Origin of the sequence: Nonomuraea sp. NPDC051191 (genome assembly GCF_044455665.1) — a bacterium.
Lineage (GTDB): Bacteria > Actinomycetota > Actinomycetes > Streptosporangiales > Streptosporangiaceae > Nonomuraea.
The window spans coordinates 1-21,577 of record NZ_JBITEZ010000006.1; the positions used below are offsets into that span (position 1 = coordinate 1).

The following is a 21,577-nucleotide window of genomic DNA, read 5'->3' on the forward strand; positions in this document are numbered from 1 at the left end:
ACTCGGTCTGGAGGGCGAGAAGGTCAGGAACTTCGAGGGGCTCCTGGATACGCGCGAAAGAGACGCGACGGGGACCAGCGGGTACGGCGGAGGCGGCGGGAACACTACGCGAGGCTGCCAACAGTTGTCCTTCCGGAGGGCACGGACGGGATCGAACTGCGCGCACGCCAAACGCCCGGATCGAAATCCGGGGCGTCGAAAGGCAGCGCGAGGAAGCAGCATAACCCAACTGAGAAACGAGTGTCCACACTTACTATGAGTGTCAACCTCGGTGCCGCCTTCAGCGTTTCACAGCAGGGTCGGCTCGTCAACTCCCCGAGCCGGATTCCCGCCTGAGACGTCCGATCGGCGCCGGCGACCCACGGTGGACGCGCGGGATGCTCGCCACATGAACATGACGAGGACGTCCGACGCGTGGCCGGTCATGGAGAGGTTCTACGCGGCCGAGGCGGCGTACGTGGCCGCGGGCGGTCACGGCAGGGCGGACTACGCACCCGTCGCCGGCCCTGCTGGACCCGGCGACTGACGGGCGAGCGGGGTGCGGGCCCGCGCGGTCGGCGCGGGCCCGGAGGCGCGGTCAGCGTTCGCTGGAGGCCGCGCGGTAGTGCAGGTCCTGCACGTACGGCGTCGCGGTGATCGGGTACGGCGAGACCACCTTGGCCGCCGTCGCCGACTCCCTGGTGACGGTCGCCGACGCGGTCCCCGCCTTGAGCGGGAACGTCCTGGCCGACACACCGGCGGGCGCGTCGTAGCTCTGCGTCGTGCCGCCGACGGTCACCGACACCTTGCCCGGCGCCGTCAGCATGGTGAGCACCTCGACCGTGTCACGCGCGGCGGTGCTGCCGCCGCGCAGCTTCATCAGCTTGGTCTGCGCGAAGGACGGCTGGGCCGCCACCGGCTGGACCCGGTGGGTCAGGTACGCCGCGTCGTTCGTGATCTTCGGGCAGCCGAGCTTGTGGCAGGTCAGGTAGTAGGCGTTGATGTCCAGGTACGTCCAGCCCGCGTTCCTGGACGGCGCGAACTGCGTGTTCTCCGAGTAGTCGTTCCAGGTCGTGAGCTGGACCCAGTCGGCCTTGCCGTCGATCGCGCCCTTCCACGTCGCCCGCAGGTTCTCGGTGTTGCCCGCCTCGTCGAAGACGCCCTGGTTGGGGCGTTCATCCTGGACCGACACCGGCTGCATCCAGATCTTGCCCATGCCGTGGGCGCGGTCGATGTTGCCGCCCAGGGCGGCGTTGGCGGCGGGGTTGCGGTTGCCCCAGTTGGAGAAGCCGTAGCTGATCGAGGCGAACGCGTCCCGGTACTTGCCGAAGTCGAGGAAGCAGGGCACCAGGGCCACCTTGACGCCGTGCTCGGTCTCCATCGTCTTCATCCAGGCCGCCCACCAGGCGGGGGTACGCCCCTCGGCCTTGAACGGCGCCACCACCAGCCGGTCGTCGGCGAGCCGGTAGACCGACTTCGAGGCGGCCAGCTTGGCCATCGCCGTGGCGAACGCGGCGCTGTCCACCGAGGCCAGGCCGTTCGTGTCCGGCATCAGCACGATCTTGAACCCGGGGTCCACGGCCTCGGCCGCCTTGATCAGGTTCTGCACCCGCGTCCAGTGGGCGCTGGTGATCGACAGGATGTCGACGGTGAACCCGTCCAGGCCGGCCGCGACGGCCTGCTTGACCTCGGTCTTGAAGTCGGCCACCGCGTAGTCGCCGCTGATCGGGTCGCGTCCGAGCGGGCGGTCGCGCAGCAGTCCGCCGTAGGCGGCGTGCTTGCCGCTCTCGCCGTCCGGCTTGAGGTAGTTCCTGGCGTAGTAGTCACTCGCCGGGGCCTGGTTGTCCAGCGACACCGGGTACGGGGTGAAGTAGTGCGCGAACACCTTCTTGGCCGAGCCGCGCAGGGCCGCCGTCCCCGGCAGGACGAACGGCAGCGGCCCGTCGGTCTGCCGGCCGCTTCCCTCGGTGTAGGTGACCGTGAGCTTGGGGCCGCGGTTCCCGGTCTCGCGCGAGGACATCAGCACGGTCGCGGTGGAGTCGGTGCCGGTGAGCGCGAAGGCGTACGTGCCGTCGCCCTTGACCGCGGCGGAGACGTCCAGCTTGGCCGTCGTCCCGGCGGTGAAGCCGGTGTGCGAGGCCACGGCCGCGGCGCCGAACTCGGGACGGGTGTTCCAGGTCGTGGCGGCCTCGGTCCAGGAGCCCGTGACGGGGCGGGCCGACACGGTGGTGTCCGTCGTCCTGGCGGAGACGACGTCCAGCGTGACCTTGACGTCCTCGGCGTCCTCCGGGATGCCGGTGACCTTGAAGCGGGCCAGGCCGACCCGCTGGCCCGCGGCGGCGCTGCCGCACGCGGCGCCGCAGACGCTCACCCAGGTCGCGGTCGCGAAGTTCTTCGCCGGCTCGGCCTGGCTGATGAACACGTCCTCCGTGGCGGCGAACGTCACGGTGAGGGGTGCGACGGCGGACGCCTGCGCGGGCGCGGCGACGGCCGCGCCCGCCAGCGCGGCGAGCATCGCCACCGCGGCCGGCAGGGCCCGATATCGGTTGAGCATGGAACTCCCTTGGCTCTCGGTGCGCCTCCGCCGCAGCGGAGCCGCGTTGCATCGCCAACGATGGAGCACGCTCGGGCAACCGGACCGGGTTTTCGGATAAATCCCCCATTTGGAACGTTGCCAATTTTCGGGTCCCTCGCCCCGGGATTAAGGCCGATGGCCGGTTCCGGGGCACTTCCCCGGCCGGGCATGGCGCGGAAGCCGCGACTCGGGCAGGATGGACCGGCCCTGTCTGTCTCCGCTCGGCCTGCACGCACGACCGGGTCGGTGTCATCATGGGCACACGGCGTGTGTTCTCGGGTAGGAGCGACCGATGTCCGAGCCTTCCCCCGATGCTGCGGCGAGCTGGCCGATCAGCCGCGATCTCGCGGAGTTGCGCGAGCTCGTCCGCCTTCACGCGCTCCAGGCCGGGCTCGCCTCCCAGTGCGGCGAAGACCTCGCGCTCGCCGTCAACGAGGCCGTCACCAACGTCCTCGACCACGCGGGCGGGGCCGGGTGGGTGCGCATCTGGACCGACGACGATTTCCTCACCGTCGACGTCGACGACCAGGCGGGCCGCCTCCGGCCCGACGCCTGCCCCGACGTCCGTCCCCAGGTGGGGCCGGGCGGTTACGGCCTGTGGGTGATGCGCCGGCTCTGCGACGAGTTCCTCATCACCCAGACGCGCGCCTCCTCCCAGGTCCGCCTGCGCATGAAGCGCGCCCGCGTCACCGGCCGGGCCCCCACGCCCTGACCGCGTCAGGACTCCCGGCGGGCCCGTCCGAGGGCGTGGACCAGCTCGCCGAGCGTGCGCTCGTCCGCGCCGAACGTGATGCGGACGTGGGTGTCGGGGGCGTGCATGTCGGCGCCGCGCACCGTCGCGACGCCGTTGCGCAGGAGCACGCGGTCGATGGCCGCCGGGCTGTCGCCCAGGCGCGAGCAGTCGGTGAGCAGGAAGGCGCCGCCCGTGGGCCGTACGGGCCGGGGCAGGCCGCTGGCGGCGATGCCGTCGCAGACGAGGTCGCGCTTGGCCTGGTAGGTGGAGAGCGCCTCGTCGAGCCAGTCGCGCGGGCCGGTGAGGGCGGCCACCGCGGCCCGCTGCGGAACCACTCCGCAACAGACCGCCTCCCACTCGAAGCGGCGGTTGAGCGCGTCGACGATCCGCGGCGGCGCCAGGACGTAGCCGAGCCGCCAGCTCGCCAGCGCGTAGTACTTGCTGAGGCTGGTGACGGTCACCAGATGCGGCCAGCGGTCGGCGAACGCCTCCACCGGGTGGTACCGGCGGCCGTCGTAGGCGAAGTGCTGCCACGAGTCGTCGGAGACGACCAGGAGCCCGTGGCGCGCGGCCAGGTCGACCACGGCCGCCAGGGTCGCGGCGTCGGGGAGGTAGCCCGTCGGGTTGGTCGGGTTGCACAGCAGCACGGCCCGGCTGCGGCTGGTGACGGCGGCCTCCAGCCCGGCCAGGTCGAGCGCCCAGCCGTCGCTCTCCCGGGACGGGACGCGGACGGGGGTCGCGCCGGCCTCGCGGACCGCGCCGTCGAAGAAGTAGGTGGGGGTCGGCACGATCACCTCGTCGCCGGGGGCGAGCACCGTGCGCAGCACGAGGGAGAGCCCCTGCATCGCCCCGTGGGTGATCAGCAGGCGACGCTCGGGATCGACGCGCAGGCCGTGCTCGCGCTCCAGTTCGGCGGCGATCGCGGCGCGCAGTTCCGGCAGGCCGCGGGTGTCGCGCGGGTCGGGCCGGTCCATCGCTCCGGCGACCGCACGCCGTACGTGCTCGGGCATGGGCAGGATCGGGGCGCCTGCGAGCGGGAGCATCCGCACGCCGTCGCGGGCGCGCCGGTCCGCGCGGGCGCGCGTGCTCATCGCACCCAACGCCGGGAAGTCGCTCGTGGCGGGAAGGACCCAGGGATTCGAGCTGCGTCGCTGCATGGACAAAGCATGACATATTGAGATATCAGCAACAAGAATTAATATCTCTTCTCATGACATGTCGGACGAGCTGCTGTATCAACACTCCGAGTTGATATCCTGACGTGATGTCCGACATCCATGGCGTGGTCAGCGGAACGCCGCACATCCCCGCGCTGCTGCTGGTCGGCAGGGACGAGACCGGCCTCGACCGCACAGGCCAGGCCTATCGGGCGATCAGACGCCAGATCATCGACCTGACGCTCCCGCCTGGCAGCAGCTTCACCGAGACGTCGCTCGCCGAGCAGTGGCGCATCAGCAAGACCCCGGTGCGCGAGGCACTCGCCCGGTTGAGGCGCGACGGGCTCGTGACCGCGCTCCCGCGCGCGGGCTACGTCGTCAGCCCGATCACGCTCCAGGACACCGACGCCCTGTGCGCCCTGCGCACGCTGCTGTCCGGCGAGGCGGCCGCCTCCGCGGCGCGTCTCGGCGTCACGGCGCCCGCGCTCGAACGGCTCGAGGCGCTGTCGCAGGTGCCCATGGCGCTCGCGGCGGGCGAGGTGGAGCAGGAGGAGTCGCTCCAGGCCGGCATCGAGTTCGAGGGCATCATCGCCAACTTCAGCGGCAACCCCCGTCTCGGCAAGTCGATCGTCGACGTGCTCGACGAGCTGGAACGGGTGCTGCGGATGGCCGCGTTGATCGATCCCGGCATCGCCAGCCCGCCCGGAGAGCTGGCGGCCGTCTTCGAGGGGCTGCGCGCGCGCGACGCGGACACCGCCCGTGAGGCGATGCGCGCCCGGTGCGAACGCGTGCGCCGGGACCTGCTCCAGGTTCTGGCGAAGAGCACGTCCGTGAGCAGGGCGCACATCGAGCTGCCCGCCGCGCGCCCACCGGCCTAGCCCGTACGGGCCCCCGGGCTGGTCGGGGGCCCGTATCGCCAGGTCAGACCGCCGTGGGGAAGGAGAGGTCGCCGCGGGTGCGCGGGCCGTCCTCCCTGTCCTCCGGCCAGCGGGTGGTGACGGCCTTGGCCCGCGTGTAGAACGCGACGCCCTCCGGGCCGTGCATGTGGTGGGCGCCGAACAGCGACTGCTTCCAGCCGCCGAACGAGTGGAACGCCATGGGCACCGGGATCGGCACGTTGACGCCGATCATCCCGACCTGCACGGATCGCTGGAACAGGCGGGCCGCGTGGCCGCTCGTGGTGAAGATCGCCGTGCCGTTGGCCAGGTTGCCGGTGTTGATCAGGTCGATCGCCTCCGCGAGCGAGCCGACGCGCACGACGACGAGCACGGGGCCGAAGATCTCGTCGCGGTAGACGTCCATGTCGGGTGTGACGTGGTCGAACAGCGTCGGGCCGACGAAGAAGCCGTCGCCGCCGATGTCGAGCGCGCGCCCGTCGAGCACTAGGTCGGCGCCCGCGGCGACGCCGGAGCCGATGTAGCCCCTGATCCGTTCGAGCGCCTCCGCCGACACGACCGGGCCCATCTCGGACCCGGCGTCCAGTCCCGGCCCCACCTTGATCGCCTGCGCCTTCTCGCGCAGCAGCTCGACGAGCGGCTCGGCCACGTCGCCCACCGCGACGGCGACCGAGACGGCCATGCAGCGCTGGCCCGCCGAGCCGTACGCGGCCGCGACCAGATGGTCGGCGGCGTGGTCGAGGTCGGCGTCCGGCAGCACGACGGCGTGGTTCTTGGCGCCGCCGAGCGCCTGCACGCGCTTGCCGCCGGCGGTCGCGCGCTCGTGGACGTACCGCGCGACCGGCGTCGAGCCGACGAACGACACCGCGGCGACGTCCGGGTGGTCGAGGATCGCGTCGACCGCCACCTTGTCGCCGTGGACGACGTTGAAGACCCCGTCGGGCAGACCGGCCTCGGCGTAGAGGGCGGCGACGAGGTTGGCGGTCGACGGGTCGCGTTCGGAGGGCTTGAGCACGAACGTGTTGCCGGTCGCGATCGCGATCGGATGCATCCACAGCGGGACCATCGCGGGGAAGTTGAACGGCGTGATCCCGGCGCAGACGCCGAGCGGCTGCCGGAACGAGAAGAGGTCGACGTCGGTCGAGACCTGGTCGGAGTACTCCCCCTTGAGCAGCTGCGGGATCCCGCAGGCGAAGTCGATCACCTCCAGGCCGCGGACGAGCTCGCCCCTGGCGTCGTCGAGGACCTTGCCGTGCTCGGCCGAGACCAGCCGCGCGAGGTCGTCGAGGTGCTTCTCGACCAGGTTGCGGAAGGCGAACATCAACCGCGACCGCCGCATGACGGAGGTGTCGGCCCAGCCCGGCAGGGCGGCCCGCGCCGCCCGCACCGCGGCATCGACGTCGGCGGGCTCGGCCAGCAGCACGTCGGCCTGACGCTCGCCGGTCGCGGGGTTCCACACCGGGGCGGTGCGGACCGACTCTCCGGCGGTCTCTCGGCCGCCGATCCGGTGCTGGATCATCCTGACTGTCCCTGTGCTCACAGAAAGTTCACCTTCTCGTGGAAGTGCGGGTTGCGGGTGGTCGGCGGCGCCGCGTCAGACGATCAGGTCGCCGCCGTTGATGTCGATGGCCGCCCCGGTGATGTACGCCGCGCGGTCCGAGGCGAGGAACGCGACGAGCTCGGCGACCTCCCAGGGCTGCCCGACGCGGGGCACCGGGAAGGACCGGGTGGCCTGTTCGAGCGCCCCTTCGGGCAGCAGGGCGCGTGCCATCGGGGTGTCGATGAGCCCGGGGCAGACGGCGTTCACGGTGATCCCGTCTCCGCCGTAGTCCTTCGCCAGGTGCCGGGTGAGCCCGAGGACGCCGTGCTTGGCCGTCGTGTAGTGCGCGCCGCCCGCGGTGCTCACGGTCTTGCCGGCGGTGGAGGAGAAGGTGACGATCCGGCCCCAGCCTCGGCCCCGCATCGCGGGCAGCGCCTGCCGGCAGCACAGGAACGTCCCGAGCACGTTGACCGCGAGCACCCGTTCCCACTCGGCCGGGGTGATGTCCTCGAACGCGGTCGCCGGCGCGACGCCCGCGGCGTTGACCAGGATGTCCAGCCGCGACCGCTCCGCCAGCAGCGCGGCGAACGCACGCCGGACCTGGTCGTCGTCCGTGACGTCCACGGCGGCCGACCGGACGCGGTCGGCCGGCACCTCCAGCGTCGACGCCAGCTCGCCGGGGGCGGGCGCGGCGAGGTCGAACACCGCGACGGTCGCGCCGCGGCGGGCCAGCGCGTGCGCCGCCGCGAGGCCCATGCCGCTCGCCCCGCCGGTCACGACCGCGACCCGGCCCGCCAGTTCGCGGCCGTCGGCGCTGGTCGGCGCCCGCAACCCCGCGGCGCTCATGACCCCGCCAGGACGGCACGCGCGCGGCCGAACGCGGCGGCCGCCCGTTCGAGCTGGCCGGCCGTGTGCGAGGCCGACACCTGCACCCGGATGCGCTCCTCGCCCGCCGGGACGACCGGATGGGAGAGCGCGAAGACCAGGACGCCGTCGCGGCGCAGCGCCGCCGCCACGTCGGCGGCGAGCGTGCCGCCGCGCAGCATCACGGGGATGATGGCGTGCTCCCCCGGCGGCACCTCGTAGCCGAGATCGCGCAACGTCCCGCGCAGCCAGGCGGTGTTGGCGGCCAGGCGTGCCCGCAGGTCGGGACGCCTTCGTGCGACGCGGATCGCCGTCAGCGCGGCCACGGCCAGCGCGGGGGCCATGGCATTGGTGAAGATGTAGGGCCGCGAGAGCTGGCGCAACGTCTCGACCACCGCGCGGTCGCCGGCGACGAAGCCTCCCGCCCCGCCGCCCAGCGCCTTGCCGAGCGTCCCCGTCACCACGTCGACGCGGCCCCGCAGGCCGAAGTGCTCGGCGGTGCCGGCGCCGGTCGCGCCCAGGACGCCCGTGGCGTGCGAGTCGTCGACCACGAGCACCGCGTCGTGGCGCTCGGCCAGTTCGGCGAGCCGGGGCAGCGCGGCGAGGTCGCCGTCCATGCTGAAGACGCCGTCGGTGACGATGAGCCGGTGGCGCGCGTCGGCGGACGCGGTGAGGAGGCGTTCGAGTTCGTCGAGGTCGGCGTGGGGGTAGACGTGCCGGCGGGCGCGGGTGAGGCGGATGCCGTCGATCAGACTGGCGTGGTTGAGCGCGTCGCTGAGGACGACGTCCTGCGGGCCGACCAGGGCGTCGAAGAGGCCGAGGTTCGCGTCGAAGCACGAGTGGTGGAGCACGGCGTCCTCGGCGCCGACCAGCTCGGCGATGCGCGCCTCCAGCTCGCCGTGGACCGCCCGGGTGCCGCAGAGCACCCGTCCCGCCGCCACCCCGAGGCCCGTCTCGCGCAGCGCCTGCCGGGCCGCGTCGAGGACCTCCGGGTCGCCGGCGAGGCCGAGGTAGTCGTTGGAGGCGAGGTTCACCAGCCGCTCGCCGCCCACGTCGAGCGTCGGGCCCTGGGCGCCGGAGACCACGAGGTCGCGGCGCAGCCCGGTGGTCACCCGGCGTTCGTCCAGCTCGGTCCGGAGGCGCTCCAGCAGCGCGGCGTTCACGACAGGCCCCCGTCCAGCCGCTCCATCCGGCGTCCCACGGTGAGCAGGACGGCCAGCCCGGCGGCCATGATGATCGCGATGGCCAGCAGCGCGTACGTGAAGCTGCCCGTCGCCGACGCGATGGACCCGGTGAAGTAGGGACCGACGAATCCGCTGACGTTGCTGACCGAGTTGATCAGCGCGATGCCGGAGGCGGCGGCCGCCTCGGTCAGGCCGATCGCCGGGATGCGCCAGAACTGCGGCATCGCGGTGATGATCCCGGCGACGCTCAGGCAGACGGCGAGCACGAACAGCGTGCCGCTGCTGGTGAAGGTCGCCAGGACCAGCCCCACCGCGCCGAGGGCCATCGGCACGGCCGTGGCCGTCACCGCCGTCAGGCGGGCGGCGACGCGGGCCCAGACGAGGAGGGCGAGCGCGGCCACCACGTAGGGGATCGCGGACAGCAGCACGCTGCTGACGTCGGCGGACTGACCGACGCTCCGCGTGATGGACTTGATCATCGTGGGCAGGAAGAACTGCAGCGGATAGAGCCCGAACGCGATCGCGAACCACGTCACGGCCATCGCCCAGACCCGGCCGCTGGTCAGCGCCTGGCGCAGCCCGGTGAGCGCTCCGTGGGCACGCTGTTCGGCGGCCTCGGCGGCCAGGATGTGGCCGATGGCGGCCTTCTCCTCGTCGTCGAGCCAGCGCGCGTCGGCCGGCCGGTCGGGCAGGAAGACGAAGATCAGCACGCTGACGACGACCGTCAGGACGCCCTCGACGAGGAACAGCGCCCGCCAGCCCGCGATGCCGAACACGCCCTGCCCCCACTCCAGCAGCGCGGCGGCCAGCGGAGAGCCGATGATCGAGGACAGCGGGATCATCAGGATGAACGTCGACAACGCCCAGGAACGCTGGCGGCGCGGGAACCAGAACGTCAGGTAGAGCAGGATCCCGGCGGCCAGGCCCGCTTCGGCGAACCCGAGCAGGAGCCGCGCGACGAACAGCGCGGCCGGGGAGCTCACGGCCGAGGTCGCCGCCGTGACCAGACCCCACGTGATCATGATCCGGGCGATCCATTTCCGCGCGCCGAACCGGCTGAGCATCATGTTGCTCGGCACCTCGAACAGCACGTAGCCGATGAAGAACAGCCCGGCGGCGAGGCCGATCTGGCTGCTGTCGAGGCCCATGTCGCGGGACATGGGGGCGGCGATGTAGCCGACGTTGGCGCGGTCGATGTAGCTCGCCACGTAGGCGAGGCCGACCAGCGGCATGATCCGGATGCCCACCTTGCGCCAGGTGCCGGGTGGGACGGTGCTCGCAGGGGGTGCGACGTTCGTGCTCATGGGGGGTTCCAATCGATCCGGGGGGTGGGGAGGCGGCCTTCAGCGCGCGTGGCGTCGCAGGCCGGCTGTGGCGTCCGCGTCGATCACGCCGTCCGCGGAGATCACGACGCCGTAGTCGCGTTCGGCTCCCTCGCGGGTGACCTTGCCGTCGAGGACGTCTTCGAGGACCAGGTCCGGGAGGCGTTCGAAGGGGTGGCCGTGCCCGCCGCCGCCGGCGGTCACGTGCCGGTGGCGGGTTCCGGCGGTCATCACGAAGTGCGGCTTGGACTCCAGCAGGCGTTCCTCGGGCCCGCCGGGGTCGAGCACGTTCAGCGAGGGGGTGCCCTGCGCGCCGCCGGCCAGCCCGTACGGCAGGAACGTGCGCCGGTCGGACCTGATCTGCACCCTGGCCTCGGGCGCCAGGAGCGTCATGTCGCGGAAGGTCGCCAGGCCGCCGCGCCAGCGGCCCGCGCCGCCGCTGTCGGGCAGGTAGCCGTAACCGTCGATGCGGATGTGGCCGGAGCGTTCCAGCTCCTCGACCGGCGTGTTGGTCAGGTTCGCGCCCAGGGAGCTGATGCCGTCCACGCCGTCGCGGTCGGGACGGGCGCCCCACGCCCCGGCCAGGGGGTCCCACAGCACCATGGACTCCCCGTCCGGGCCGACGAGGCCGATCGCGATCCCGTCCGGCCCGCCTTCCCCGGCGGCCGGAACCCGGGCGGGGAACACCGGGGCGAGCGCCCCGAGCACCGCGTCGATGATCCGGAAGCCGACCAGCCCGCGGGCGCCGCGCGCGGACGGCCGCTGCCCATCGAGGATGGAGGCCCGCGGGATGACGAAGGTGAACGGCCGGTAGAAGCCGCTGTTGGCCGGGATGTCGGAGGCGAGCACCCCCTGCAGGGCGGCGTAGGCGGCGGAACGGGTGAAGGAGGCCGTCGCGTTGAGCGCGGAGCCGACCTGCGGCGAGGAGCCGGTGAAGTCGAGCTCGATCCCGACCCCGGACAGCGTGACCTTCACGCGGATCGGGATCGGCCCGGAGCCGAGGCCGTCGTCGTCGATGTGGTCGAGGAACTCGTAGGCGCCGGGGACGGCCTCGGCGAGCGCGGCGCGCAGCAGGGTCTCGGAGTAGTCGAGCAGCTCGTCGACGAGGGTGGCGAGCCGTTCGACGCCGTGCCGCGCCGCGAGGGCGCGCAGCCCTTCGGCCCCCGTGTGGCAGGCCGCGAGCTGGGATTCCAGGTCGCCGCGCAGCAGCTCGGGTTCGCGGACGTTGCGCAGGATCAGCCGTAGGAACGTCTCGTTCACGGTCCCGGCCTCGACCAGGCAGGACGGCGGGATCTGCACCCCTTCGGCGAAGATGCTCGTCGACTGCACGGCCATCGACCCGGCCGCCCAGCCGCCGACGTCGGTGTGGTTGACGACCGTGACCGCGAAGCCCAGGAGGGTGTCCCCGGTGAACACCGGGGCGACCGCGAAGATGTCGGGCAGGTGCATGCCGCCCAGGGACGGGTCGTTGAGCAGGTAGACGTCTCCCGGGCGGATCCGGTCGCCGAACTCGTCGAGGATCGCCTCCATCGCGTCCGGGATGGAGCCCAGGTGCACCGGCAGGGTGTTGGCCTGGGCGATCACCCGGCCGCGGGCGTCGCACAGAGCGGCGGAGAAGTCCATGCTGGACGCGACGAGCTGCGAGTGCGCGGTGCGCAGGATCGTGATCGCCATCTCGTCGGCGATCCCGGTGACGGCGTTGCGGAAGACCTCGAAGGTCACGGCGTCGCGGATCATGAGGCGCTCCAGGTGATGACGATGTTGTTGAGCCGGTCGCGGTGCACCAGCGCGCCCGGCGGGACGAGGGTGGTGGCGTCCATGTCCTCGATGACCATCGGTCCCTCGACCGGGTCGGGGCCGAGGTCGGACCGTCCCACGACGAGCGTCGTCACGGTCTCGGCGAACCGGCACTCGCGGGTGGTGGGCTCGTCTGCGGCGGCGAGCGGGAGGCTCAGCACGTCGGCGATGGACACCGGAGTGGGGAGCCGGCCGCGTACCCGGAGGTTGACCAGCTCCACCAGCTCGTCCGTGCCGGCCCGGCCGTAGGTGCGCCGGTGCTCGGCGTGGAAGCGGGCCCGCGTCTCGGCGAGCAGGTCCTCGGTGAACTCGCCGTCGGGCACCCGGATGCGCAGCTCGAACCGCTGGCCGCGGTAGCGCATGTCCAGGAGCCGGTCCACGACGGCGTCCGCGCCCAGCTCCGCGCGCACCTGGGCGGACAGCCGGGCGAACTCGTCGGCGAGCGCGCCCACGTCTGCGAACCCGGGCCGGTACGGGGTGAGCTCCTGGCGTTCGGTGTCGGCCACGAGCAGGCCCAGACTGCTGAACAGGCCCGGATGCACGGGCACGATGACGGTCGAGATGCCCAGCTCGCGGGCCAGGGCGGCGGCGTAGAGCGGGCCCGCGCCGCCGAAGGCGACCATGGTGGCCTCGCGCGGGTCACGGCCCCGTTCGCTGGTCACCGCCTTGACCGCGGTCGTCATGCTCGACACCGCCACCTGGTACGCGCCGCGCGCGGCGCCCGCCACGTCGTCGCCGAGCCGCTCGGCCACCGGCGACAGGGCCTTCACGGCGAGCTGCGGGTGGATCGCCACGCGGCCGCCGGCGAGCGCGTCCGGGCTGAGGTAGCCGAGCGTCACGTTGGCGTCGGTCAGGGTCGGCAGCTCGCCGCCCTGGCCGTAGCAGGCGGGGCCGGGACGCGAGCCCGCGCTGACGGGCCCCACGTGGAGCGCGCCCGCCGCGTCGACGGAGATGATGCTGCCGCCCCCGGAGCCGACCTCGGCGATGTCGATCGACGGCGCCCGCACCGGGTACCCGGCGCCGGAGCTGAGGCCGCGGGCGACGTTCATGCCGCCGCCGACCTCGTAGTCGGCCGAGACGAACGGTTCGCCGTGCTCGATCAGGGACGCCTTCGCCGTGGTCCCTCCCATGTCGAACGCCACCACCGTGGACAGGCCGATCAGCTGGGCGAGCTTCTGCACGGCGGTGACGCCGGCCGCGGGGCCGGACTCGATGATCTGCACCGGCCGCCGCGCGACGGAGGCCGCGTCGAGCAGCCCGCCGCTGGACTGCATGACCAGCAGGGGCGCGCTCACCTGCTCGGCCTGCAACCCCGCCTCCAGGCGGGTGAGGTAGCCGTGCACGGTGGGGCCGACGTAGGCGTTGACCGTCGCGGTGCTCATGCGCTCGAACTCGTGCGGCTGCGGCGAGACGTCGACCGAGGCCGTGACGTACACGCCGGGCAGTTCGGCCCGCAGTAGGTCGGCGACCCGCCGCTCCTCGTCGGGACGGACGTAGGAGTTGAGCAGGCACACGGCCACCGCTTCGATCCCGTCGGCGCGCAGGCGTGCGGCCAGCGTGCGGACCTCGTCCTCGGCGGCGGGCGGGTCGAGGCGTGCGTCGGCGGTGATCCGCTGGCCGAGTTCGTACCGGTGCCGGCGTCGGGCCAGGGGCTGGGGCTTGGACCAGGACAGGTCGTAGAGCACCGGCCGGCGCAGCCGCCCGATCTCCAGCACGTCGCGGAAGCCGCGGGTGGTGACCACCGCCGTGCGGACGCCGCTCATCGACAGGATCGCGTTGGTGGCCACGGTCGTGCCGTGCAGCATGGCGACCACGTCCGCCGGGCGGGCCCCGGCCAGGGAGAGCACGCCGGTGGTCGCCGCCACCACGCCGGCGCCGTAGTCGGGCGGGGTGGAGAGGACCTTCATCGGTACGACCTCGCCGCCCGGGCCCAGCGCGATGACATCGGTGAAGGTGCCACCGATGTCGGCGCCGACTCGCCAGCCGGCCGGTCGAGGATCGTGACTGGGGGGCACTGGATCTCCTTCGTTCAACGAGCGACTGGGATCACAGTACGAGCGAGCTAAGATATCAGCAATGGTCCGTTGTCATTTTTATCAAGTCAGGTGATATGACTACGCCTCGTGCACCCGCTCGGACGGCTCGCGCAGCCACAGTCCGTCCCGATCTGGACGCCTTCGAGCTCATACGCGGCGTGCGCAACCTGTGCATCGAGGCCGAGGCCGACCCCCGCTACGACGCCCGCCGCCTGGTCGGGCTGCTCGTCGCGGGCCTGCGCTCGTGAGCCCCCGAGAAGCACATCGTCGCTGGAGATCTTCGGGGGCGACGCCAACCGGTTGATGACCGGAGTTCCACCATTGTGTGATGGTTTGATGACGACCACACTGACCAGGAGTTTTCCGCTGGTTGGGTGAAGTCATGCACAACAACAGCCTTCCTGCGCGACGCCGTCCGATCAAGAGAACCGCACTGGCCCTGACCGCGGTAAGCCTGAGCGCCACCCTCGCCGCCTGCGGCGACGGTGTCGGCGGCGGCAACGATGCCAGGACCACGGCGGCGACCTCCGGCACGTCCGAATCGACCGGGAAGAAGGTTCTGTGGCTCGGCGACTCCATCGCCGGAGCCGAGGCCCCTGCGCTGGGCGCGGCGTTGAAGGCCGGCGGCGTGGCGTTCAAGAACGCTACCTCCAGCGGTGGCGGCAACGTCGTCGCCGGTGAGCACCCGGTGACGAAGATGGGCGCCAAGGACACCTGGCAGCAACTGGGCAAGAACCTCGCCGAGTTCAAGCCCGACGTCGTCGCCTACCAGATCACCACCTACGACTGGGGAACCCGGCAGCAGCAACTCGCCGCCTACCGGAAACTCGCGGCCACCGTCCAGAAGGCGGGTGGGGAGCTGGTGATCGTCTCGGCGCCGCCGTTCAAGCTGGACGACTTCTACAAGCAGTACGCCTCGGCGATCAAGAGCGCCCCCGAGACCGCCCGGCAGGCCGCCCAGGACGGCAAAGCGCAGTTCCTGGACGCCTCCGAGCTGTGGGGCACCGACGCGTCGGCGTCCAAGGCGCAGCGCTCCAAGGACGGCATCCACTCCTGCCAGCAGGGCTCGGCCGCGTTCGCCAAATGGTTCACCGGCAAGCTGGGCGAGCAGCTCGGCTTCACCCCTGCCGCGCCCGAGGCGTGGGCCAACGGCTCGTGGGTCGGCGACGAGCGCTTCTCCAAGCTGGGCTGCGCCTGATCCCCACCCGGACGGGAGTCGTTGACATGCTTTCTTTCGCCGGGACCCATCGGCGGCAGAGCCCGGGGCGTGCGCACATCGGGCCGCTGGACGGGCTGCGCGGCCTGGCCGTCGCGGCAGTACTGCTGTTCCACGCCGGATACCTGTCCGGCGGGTTCCTCGGTGTGGACCTGTTCTTCGTGCTGTCCGGCTTCCTGATTACCGGGCTGCTGCTGGCCGAGCTCGACCGGAGCGGCCGCCTGGACCTGCCCGGTTTCTGGGCGCGCCGGGCGCGGCGGCTGCTGCCCGCCCTGGCCTTCGTGGGCGTGGCGACGCTGCTGCTGGCCTGGGCGTTCGCCACGCCACCGATGCTGCGGGCGGTGTTGCAGGACGCGCCGTGGTCGGCGGCCCAGGCCGCCAACTGGCACTACATCGCCGAGCAGATCGGCTACTGGAACGCCGCCGGTACCCGCCTGTTCGCGCACCTGTGGAGCATCGGCGTCGAGTGGCAGTTCTACCTGCTCTGGCCGCTGGTCGTGCTGGCCGTGGGGCGCGGGGGCGCCGGCGGGCATCGGCGGGTCGCCGCCGTCGCAGCGGTCGGGGCGCTGGTCTCGCTCGTCCTGATGGTCAGGTACGGCGACGCCGTGGACACCACCCGCGCCTACGAGGGCACCGACACACGTGCGTTCTCGCTGCTGCTGGGCGCGGTCGCGGCGACCGCACCCGCACGGGACCTGGCCGGACGCGTGCCCAGGGCGGCTGCGGACGCGGTGTGCGCGGTCCTGCTGGGCGGCCTGGTGCTCTCCTGGACGCTGACCGCGGGCGAGAAGGCCCCCGGCCTGTTCCAGGGCGGGATGTTCGCGCATTCGCTGGCCTCGGCCGTGCTGATCGCGCTGCTGGCCGCCGTGCCCGGCGGGCTCGTGGGGCGGGCCGTCGGCGCCGTCCTGCCGCGCCGGCTGGGCGAGGTCTCCTACAGCCTGTACCTGTGGCATTGGCCGATATTTCTGCTGTTGCCCCAGAAGGTGCTCGGGGTGGGGGGTTGGGGGCGCGACGCTCTGGCGATCGGGCTGTCGCTGCTGGCTGCGATACTGTCGAAGCTGCTGGTGGAGGACCCGGTACGGTCGCGGGCCCGATGGGCGACCGGCCGCCCGGGGCTGGCCGCGCTGGCCGTCGCGATCACCGTGGCCGTGGGCACCTGGGTGGCGATTCCTCAGCCGAGTCCGGGAGCGGGCACCGTCGACGTGAGCCGGCTGGGCTCACCATGACGACACGCGCGGGCAGGAGGAGAGTGGGAGGCACGCAGCTGATCCGGCTGGTCGCGATGCTGGCTGCCGTCCTGGCGGTCGCGGCCTGCGGGACCGAGGTGAGGGCGACCGGGCCGATGGCGGCCGGTGCGCCCGCCACGGGCGGTCTGACCACCGACCGGTCACGTCAGCTGCGGGTGTACTTCCGCACGCCGTACGGCTCCTGGCCGGCCGCCCGTCCGGCCAGGCCCGGCGCCGGGCCGCAGCAGGCGCTGGACGCGCTGCTGGCCGGGCCCACCGCCGCCGAACGGACGCGCGGCCTGACCACCGCCCTTCCGGGCGGGTCGCGGCAGGTCCGGGCGCGGGCCGCGCGCGGCGCGGTGGACCTGTACCTGCCGTGGGTGGTGTCCGAGCTCGACCACACGGCGGTGAGCCAGCTGGTGTGCACCGCCGCCGCGGCGCCGGGCGTGCCGGGCGGACGCGCGCAGGCCGATGTGGTCGTGCGGGTCTTCGAGTCGGGGATCGCGGGCCCGGCCTGGCCGGTCACCTGCGACGAGACCGGCTCGGCCGTTCCGCTCGACGTTGCCACCCCGTCCCGGTGACGGGGACGGTCGATGGAGGGATCATGACGCGGATTCTGTTGATCGAGGACGACGAGGCCGTTCGCCGGGGTGTCTCGCTGGGGCTGCGCAGGCGCGGGCACGAGACCGTGGCGGTCGGCACCGGCGAGCAGGGGCTGGCGGAGGTCTCGGCGTCGCTTCCCGACCTGGTGCTGCTGGACCTGATGTTGCCGGGCATGAGCGGGCTGGAGGTCTGCCGCCGGATCCGCGCGTTCAGCCAGGTCCTCCCGATCGTGATCCTGTCGGCGCGCGGCGACGACGTGGACGTCGTGGTGGGCCTGGAGTCGGGCGCCGACGACTACGTCGTCAAGCCGGCCAGCGCCGAGGTCATCGAGGCCCGGATGCGCGCGGTGCTGCGCCGCGTCGCGCTCGCGCAGCCGGAGGCCGCCGACGACCGCGCCTCCTTCGGCGACCTGGAGATCGACCGGACGGCGCTGCGCGTGCTCAAGCACGGCACGGAGGTCGCCCTCGCACCCTCGGAACGCAAGCTGCTGCTGTTCCTGTCGGCCTCCCCCGAACGCACCTACAGCCGTCAGCAGCTCCTGGAGCAGGTGTGGGAGCACACCTTCCACGGTGACTACCGGCTGGTCGACGCCGGGGTGATGCGGCTGCGGGCCAAGATCGAGGACGATCCGCGCCGTCCCCGCTACGTTCAGACCGTACGCGGCTTCGGCTACCGGTTCGGACCGCTGTGAGAGTGCCGCGGGTGAAAGTGCCGCGCGGGCTGCGTACCCGCCTGGTGGTCGGGTTCGTGCTGGTCACCGCGCTCGGCGCGCTCACCACCGCCGCGCTGACCTTCCACCAGGCCCGCTCGGCGATCCTGGAACGCGTCCAGAGCGGCGCGGTGCACGACCTGCGCACGCAGATCGACTCGCTGGCACCGGACCTGCCGTCCGATCCGGCCCCTGCCGACCTGCGCGCCCTGACCCTCCAGTTGGACCGCGCGGGCGGCTCCCGCGACTGGCGCACCGCCGCGTCGTTCCAGGACGGGCCGCTGGTCGTCGCCGCCTCGACCGCTCCAGCGCTGCCCTCTCAGCTGAAGAGCGCGGCGGCCGCGGCGACGACGTCCCTGGTCCAGCGCTTCCAACGGGACGGCCGCCCCTGGCTGGCGATCGCCGTCCCGGTGCAGGACGCCGCGCGGCCCGCGGCCCGGCCGCCACTGGTGGTGTTCGCCTCCTTCTCGCTGGCCGCCCAGCAACGTGACGTGGACTCGCTGGTCACCGCCGCGCGCGCCGGAGCGCTGCCGGTCGTCCTGGCCGCGATCCTGCCCGCGCTGCTGGCGGCGGGCAGCGTGCTGCGCCCGGTGCGGCGGCTGCGCTCGGCCACCGAGAGCATGGCGGCGGGCGAACTGGACACCCGGATCACCGTCACCGGCGACGACGAACTGGCCGATCTCGGCCGCACCTTCAACACCATGGCCGCGACCCTGCAACGCGACACGGCCGTCCTGCGCGACATGGAGTCCCGTGCCCGCCGGTTCGCCGCCGACGTCTCCCACGAGCTGCGCACGCCGCTGGCCGCGATGACCGCCGTGACCGGCCTGCTGGACGAGGACGTCGCGGCGGGCCGGATGCCGCCCGAGACCGCCGAGGCCGTGGGGCTGGTCGCCGACGAGACGCGCAGGCTCGCCCGGCTCGTGGACGACCTGATGGAGGTGTCGCGGTTCGACGCCGGGGCCGCCGTCCTCACCCTCGACGAGGTCGACCTGGCCCAGCTGGTGCGCAAGACGCTCGCGCTGCGGCACTGGCAGGCCCGCGTCCCCGTGGACGTCCCGGAGGGGCTGCGCGTGCGGCTCGACCCCCGCCGCATGGACGTGATCCTGGCCAACCTCGTCGGCAACGCGCTGCGCCACGGCGGACCTGCGGCCACGGTACGGCTGCGGGCCCGGGCGGTCCCCGGCGGCGTCGCCCTCACCGTGACCGACGACGGACCGGGCATCGCCGCCGGCCTGCTGCCCTACGTCTTCGACCGGTTCACCAAGGGCGACGCCGCTCGTACCCGCAGCGAGGGCAGCGGTCTCGGCCTGGCCATCGCCTACGAGAACGCCCGCCTGCACGGCGGCACGCTGAGCGCCGCCAACGCCCCGGACGGCGGAGCGGTCTTCACCCTCACCCTGCCCTGGAACGGGCCGTGAGCCGCCTCCTGGCACCGGTTCTGCTGGCAGTGACGCTGACGGCGGCCTGCGCGATCATCGACACCGGTCCGACGCCCGCCGGTCCCGCGGCCACCGCGCTGGAGGGCGCGACCAGCCGGTCTGCCACCGTGCACGTGTACTTCTCCTCCGCGCTCGGACTGGAACGGGTGTCACGCCTCCACCGGGGCACCGACACGCTGCACGCCGCGCTCGAAGCGCTGGTGCAGGGCCCGGACGCCGCCGAACGCGCGCGTGGCCTGGTGAGCTTCGTCCCACCGGGCGCTCCGCTCCCGCCCGTCCGCATCGGCCCGCGCGGGCCGGTGGACGTCCGGCTGTCCTTCGGCTGGGGCATCGACCGTACCGCCGAACGGCAACTGGTGTGCACGGTGGCCGACACGGTCAGCACGACGACGCGCGCCGCCCTGGGCTCCGTCCGGGTCAAGATCCATCGGGTCGACGGCTCGACCGGCACCCGCACCTGCACGCCATGACCGCATCTCGGAGATGTGCACGGTGTCGCGCGGCCGCGCGTAGGTGAGCAGTTCGCGGAACATCGGCGATTTCGGCGAGGTCTTTCGTAGGCGTGGCAACTCACGATGTCGGTGATGCGATGCCGTGGCCGGTTGCGGTTCTGGTGAATCGGCGGGCCAGGTGTTCGAAGGCGTCGGTGAGTTCGTCGGGGCCGATGACGTCGATGTCGGCGTCGAAGCGGGCGATGGCGGCGGCGAGGCTGGGCCAGGACCAGGATCCGAGGGTGAGCCGGCAGCGGTGGGGGCCGGTCTCCTCGACGATTCCCTCGCGGGTGTAGAGGGCCACGGTGGCGGCGGGCAGGTCGAGGATCACCGTGCCTTGGCAGGGCCAGTTGCCCGAGGCGTCGCCAGAGCCGCGGAACGTGCTGGTGACGAAGGTGGCGGCGTCTCCTCCGGGCAGTACGCGTGGAGTGAACCGGGGCCCGTTGGGGGTGCGCGGAGTGATCCGGTCGGCGCGGAAGGTGCGCCAGTCGTCGCGGTCGAGGTCCCAGGCGATGAGGTACCAGCGCCCGTCCCAAGTGATGACGTGGTGGGGTTCGACGCGGCGCGGGGGTTTGTCCGTGACCTCGGCGCCATAGTCGAAGCGCAAGATCTCGTGGGCGTGGACGGCGGCGCTGATGGTCAGGAGCACGTCGCCGTCGACCGGGGTGGCCGGCCGGGTGACAGGTCGTTCAACGGCGGTGACGCGCAGCGCGTCGATGCGGTGCCGGAGTCGGGAGGGCATGATCTGCCGGATGGTGTTCAGTGCCCGTTCGGCGGGTTCGGCGAGGCCGTTGCCGGGGTTGGTGGCGACGATCTGCAAGGCGATGGTGAGGGCGACGGCCTGTTCGTCGTCGAACAGCAGCGGGGGTAGTTCGGTGCCGGCGCTGAGCCGGTAGCCGCCGTCAGGGCCTTTGACGGCTGCGATGGGGTAGCCGAGCTCGCGGAGCCGGTCGACATCGCGGCGCACAGTGCGCAGGCTGATGTCCAGGCGATCGGCCAGCACCGTGCCGGGCCAGTCCCGGCGGGTCTGCAGCAGCGACAGCAGAGCCAGCAGGCGGGCAGAAGTTTTCTGCATGAACCTCATTCTGCCGGGAGTAGGTGCCACATCCTGTCACCTACCCCTGCGAACCTTCGTATCGAGCCGGTCAGCCCCGCGCCCCGGACGGCCCCCTTCAACAGCCCCGGGGGGACTCGCCTATTCGGCCGCCCGACGCTGACGAGACTTACCAGCCCATATCGGGCGTACCGCGCCCGGAGAATCAACAAGGAGTCACCGGCATGGCCATCTCCACCACCACCCACCTGAACTTCCGCGGCGACGCTCGCGCAGCGCTGGAGTTCTACCAGACCGTGTTCGGCGGCCACCTCACCACCATCGCGTACGGCGACTTCGGCATGCCGAAGGAACTGCCAGACGCCGACAAGATCGTCTTCGGCCAGGTCACGGCCGACAACGGCTTCAGCATCATGGCCTACGACGTGCCCGGCCAGGCACCGGCCGCCGCCGCGCCCGCCGCCACCACTCGCGAGCACGGCATGACGCTGACCGGCGAGCGGTTCTTCGTGTCCGTCCGCGGCGAAACCACCGAGGAAGTCGGGGCGCTGTGGGACAAGCTCACCGACGGCGCCGACATCATCGAGAAGTACGGCCCGTCGCAGTGGGCCCCGGGCTTCGGGATGCTGACCGACCGCTTCGGCGTCACCTGGATCCTCGACGTCGCCGCCCCGTACACCGGCTGACCACCGACGCACTCATCCGGTCCGAGGCGGCCGCCCCGGCCGCCTCGGACCACCCGGCCCGCCGCCT

General features: G+C 72.5%; 19 protein-coding genes. 10 read left to right on the plus strand and 9 right to left on the minus strand.

The features are described from left to right. Nucleotides 1-388 precede the first annotated feature (388 nt). Nucleotides 389-526: a hypothetical protein gene (locus ACIA8R_RS17955; protein WP_397039256.1), complete on the plus strand. Its 138-nt coding sequence runs from the start codon at nucleotides 389-391 to the stop codon at nucleotides 524-526. Nucleotides 527-577: 51 nt separating this feature from the next. Here ACIA8R_RS17955 and ACIA8R_RS17960 read toward each other — a convergent pair whose 3' ends face one another. Further along, nucleotides 578-2,533, minus strand: a complete 1,956-nt coding sequence (locus ACIA8R_RS17960; protein ID WP_397039257.1) for an endo-1,3-alpha-glucanase family glycosylhydrolase — start codon at nucleotides 2,531-2,533, stop codon at nucleotides 578-580. Nucleotides 2,534-2,846: 313 nt separating this feature from the next. Between ACIA8R_RS17960 and ACIA8R_RS17965 the strand changes: the two genes are divergently transcribed. Beyond that, entirely contained in the window at nucleotides 2,847-3,266 is a 420-nt protein-coding gene (locus ACIA8R_RS17965) for an ATP-binding protein (protein WP_397039259.1), read from the plus strand. Between the two features lie 5 nt (nucleotides 3,267-3,271). Here ACIA8R_RS17965 and ACIA8R_RS17970 read toward each other — a convergent pair whose 3' ends face one another. Further along, entirely contained in the window at nucleotides 3,272-4,444 is a 1,173-nt protein-coding gene (locus tag ACIA8R_RS17970; RefSeq protein WP_397039260.1) for a pyridoxal phosphate-dependent aminotransferase, read from the minus strand. A 107-nt stretch (nucleotides 4,445-4,551) separates the two neighbouring features. Between ACIA8R_RS17970 and ACIA8R_RS17975 the strand changes: the two genes are divergently transcribed. Continuing rightward, nucleotides 4,552-5,322 carry a GntR family transcriptional regulator gene (locus ACIA8R_RS17975; RefSeq protein ID WP_364103016.1) on the plus strand — a complete coding sequence of 257 codons (771 nt, stop codon included), beginning with the start codon at nucleotides 4,552-4,554 and terminating at the stop codon, nucleotides 5,320-5,322. 43 nt (nucleotides 5,323-5,365) lie between these two features. Here the strand turns inward: ACIA8R_RS17975 and ACIA8R_RS17980 are convergent, their stop codons facing one another. The 6 genes from ACIA8R_RS17980 to ACIA8R_RS18005 form a co-directional block, all read right to left on the minus strand. Further along, nucleotides 5,366-6,859, minus strand: a complete 1,494-nt coding sequence (locus tag ACIA8R_RS17980) for a CoA-acylating methylmalonate-semialdehyde dehydrogenase (protein ID WP_397039821.1) — start codon at nucleotides 6,857-6,859, stop codon at nucleotides 5,366-5,368. A gap of 75 nt (nucleotides 6,860-6,934) precedes the next feature. Continuing rightward, complete coding sequence (locus tag ACIA8R_RS17985) at nucleotides 6,935-7,726, minus strand: SDR family NAD(P)-dependent oxidoreductase (RefSeq protein WP_364103019.1); 792 nt, start codon at nucleotides 7,724-7,726, stop codon at nucleotides 6,935-6,937. Continuing rightward, nucleotides 7,723-8,907 carry a glycine C-acetyltransferase gene (locus ACIA8R_RS17990; RefSeq protein WP_397039262.1) on the minus strand — a complete coding sequence of 395 codons (1,185 nt, stop codon included), beginning with the start codon at nucleotides 8,905-8,907 and terminating at the stop codon, nucleotides 7,723-7,725. Before ACIA8R_RS17990 ends, ACIA8R_RS17985 begins: the two co-directional genes overlap by 4 nt. Next, nucleotides 8,904-10,232, minus strand: a complete 1,329-nt coding sequence (locus ACIA8R_RS17995) for an MFS transporter (RefSeq protein WP_397039264.1) — start codon at nucleotides 10,230-10,232, stop codon at nucleotides 8,904-8,906. Before ACIA8R_RS17995 ends, ACIA8R_RS17990 begins: the two co-directional genes overlap by 4 nt. Nucleotides 10,233-10,271: 39 nt before the next feature. Next, on the minus strand, nucleotides 10,272-11,987 hold the full coding sequence (locus tag ACIA8R_RS18000; protein WP_397039265.1) for a hydantoinase B/oxoprolinase family protein: 1,716 nt from the start codon (nucleotides 11,985-11,987) through the stop codon (nucleotides 10,272-10,274). Further along, the gene (locus ACIA8R_RS18005) at nucleotides 11,984-14,062 is read right to left on the minus strand and encodes a hydantoinase/oxoprolinase family protein (RefSeq protein ID WP_397039267.1); all 2,079 of its coding nucleotides are present in this window, start codon (nucleotides 14,060-14,062) and stop codon (nucleotides 11,984-11,986) included. Before ACIA8R_RS18005 ends, ACIA8R_RS18000 begins: the two co-directional genes overlap by 4 nt. A 403-nt stretch (nucleotides 14,063-14,465) precedes the next feature. On the opposite strand from ACIA8R_RS18005, the gene ACIA8R_RS18010 reads away from it, so the two are divergent. Genes ACIA8R_RS18010 through ACIA8R_RS18035 form a run of 6 tightly spaced genes read left to right on the plus strand, consistent with a single transcriptional unit; the run spans nucleotide 14,466 to nucleotide 19,749 of the window. After that, a complete protein-coding gene (locus ACIA8R_RS18010) occupies nucleotides 14,466-15,281 on the plus strand; it encodes an SGNH/GDSL hydrolase family protein (RefSeq protein ID WP_397039268.1) in 816 nt (271 codons plus the stop codon). A 26-nt stretch (nucleotides 15,282-15,307) separates the two neighbouring features. Continuing rightward, complete coding sequence (locus ACIA8R_RS18015; protein WP_397039270.1) at nucleotides 15,308-16,525, plus strand: acyltransferase family protein; 1,218 nt, start codon at nucleotides 15,308-15,310, stop codon at nucleotides 16,523-16,525. Between the two features lie 23 nt (nucleotides 16,526-16,548). Then, nucleotides 16,549-17,106 (plus strand): hypothetical protein, encoded by a 558-nt coding sequence (locus tag ACIA8R_RS18020; RefSeq protein ID WP_397039271.1) that lies wholly within the window; start codon nucleotides 16,549-16,551, stop codon nucleotides 17,104-17,106. Nucleotides 17,107-17,129: 23 nt separating this feature from the next. Continuing rightward, entirely contained in the window at nucleotides 17,130-17,819 is a 690-nt protein-coding gene (locus tag ACIA8R_RS18025) for a response regulator (protein ID WP_397039273.1), read from the plus strand. Nucleotides 17,820-17,830: 11 nt separating this feature from the next. Further along, a complete protein-coding gene (locus ACIA8R_RS18030; RefSeq protein ID WP_397039274.1) occupies nucleotides 17,831-19,258 on the plus strand; it encodes a sensor histidine kinase in 1,428 nt (475 codons plus the stop codon). Next, nucleotides 19,255-19,749, plus strand: coding sequence for a hypothetical protein (locus ACIA8R_RS18035; RefSeq protein ID WP_397039275.1), 495 nt, complete (start codon nucleotides 19,255-19,257; stop codon nucleotides 19,747-19,749). Before ACIA8R_RS18030 ends, ACIA8R_RS18035 begins: the two co-directional genes overlap by 4 nt. A 100-nt stretch (nucleotides 19,750-19,849) precedes the next feature. Here ACIA8R_RS18035 and ACIA8R_RS18040 read toward each other — a convergent pair whose 3' ends face one another. Beyond that, nucleotides 19,850-20,845: a helix-turn-helix transcriptional regulator gene (locus ACIA8R_RS18040; protein WP_397039277.1), complete on the minus strand. Its 996-nt coding sequence runs from the start codon at nucleotides 20,843-20,845 to the stop codon at nucleotides 19,850-19,852. Between the two features lie 203 nt (nucleotides 20,846-21,048). Between ACIA8R_RS18040 and ACIA8R_RS18045 the strand changes: the two genes are divergently transcribed. Further along, complete coding sequence (locus tag ACIA8R_RS18045) at nucleotides 21,049-21,510, plus strand: VOC family protein (RefSeq protein ID WP_397039278.1); 462 nt, start codon at nucleotides 21,049-21,051, stop codon at nucleotides 21,508-21,510. Nucleotides 21,511-21,577 lie beyond the last annotated feature (67 nt).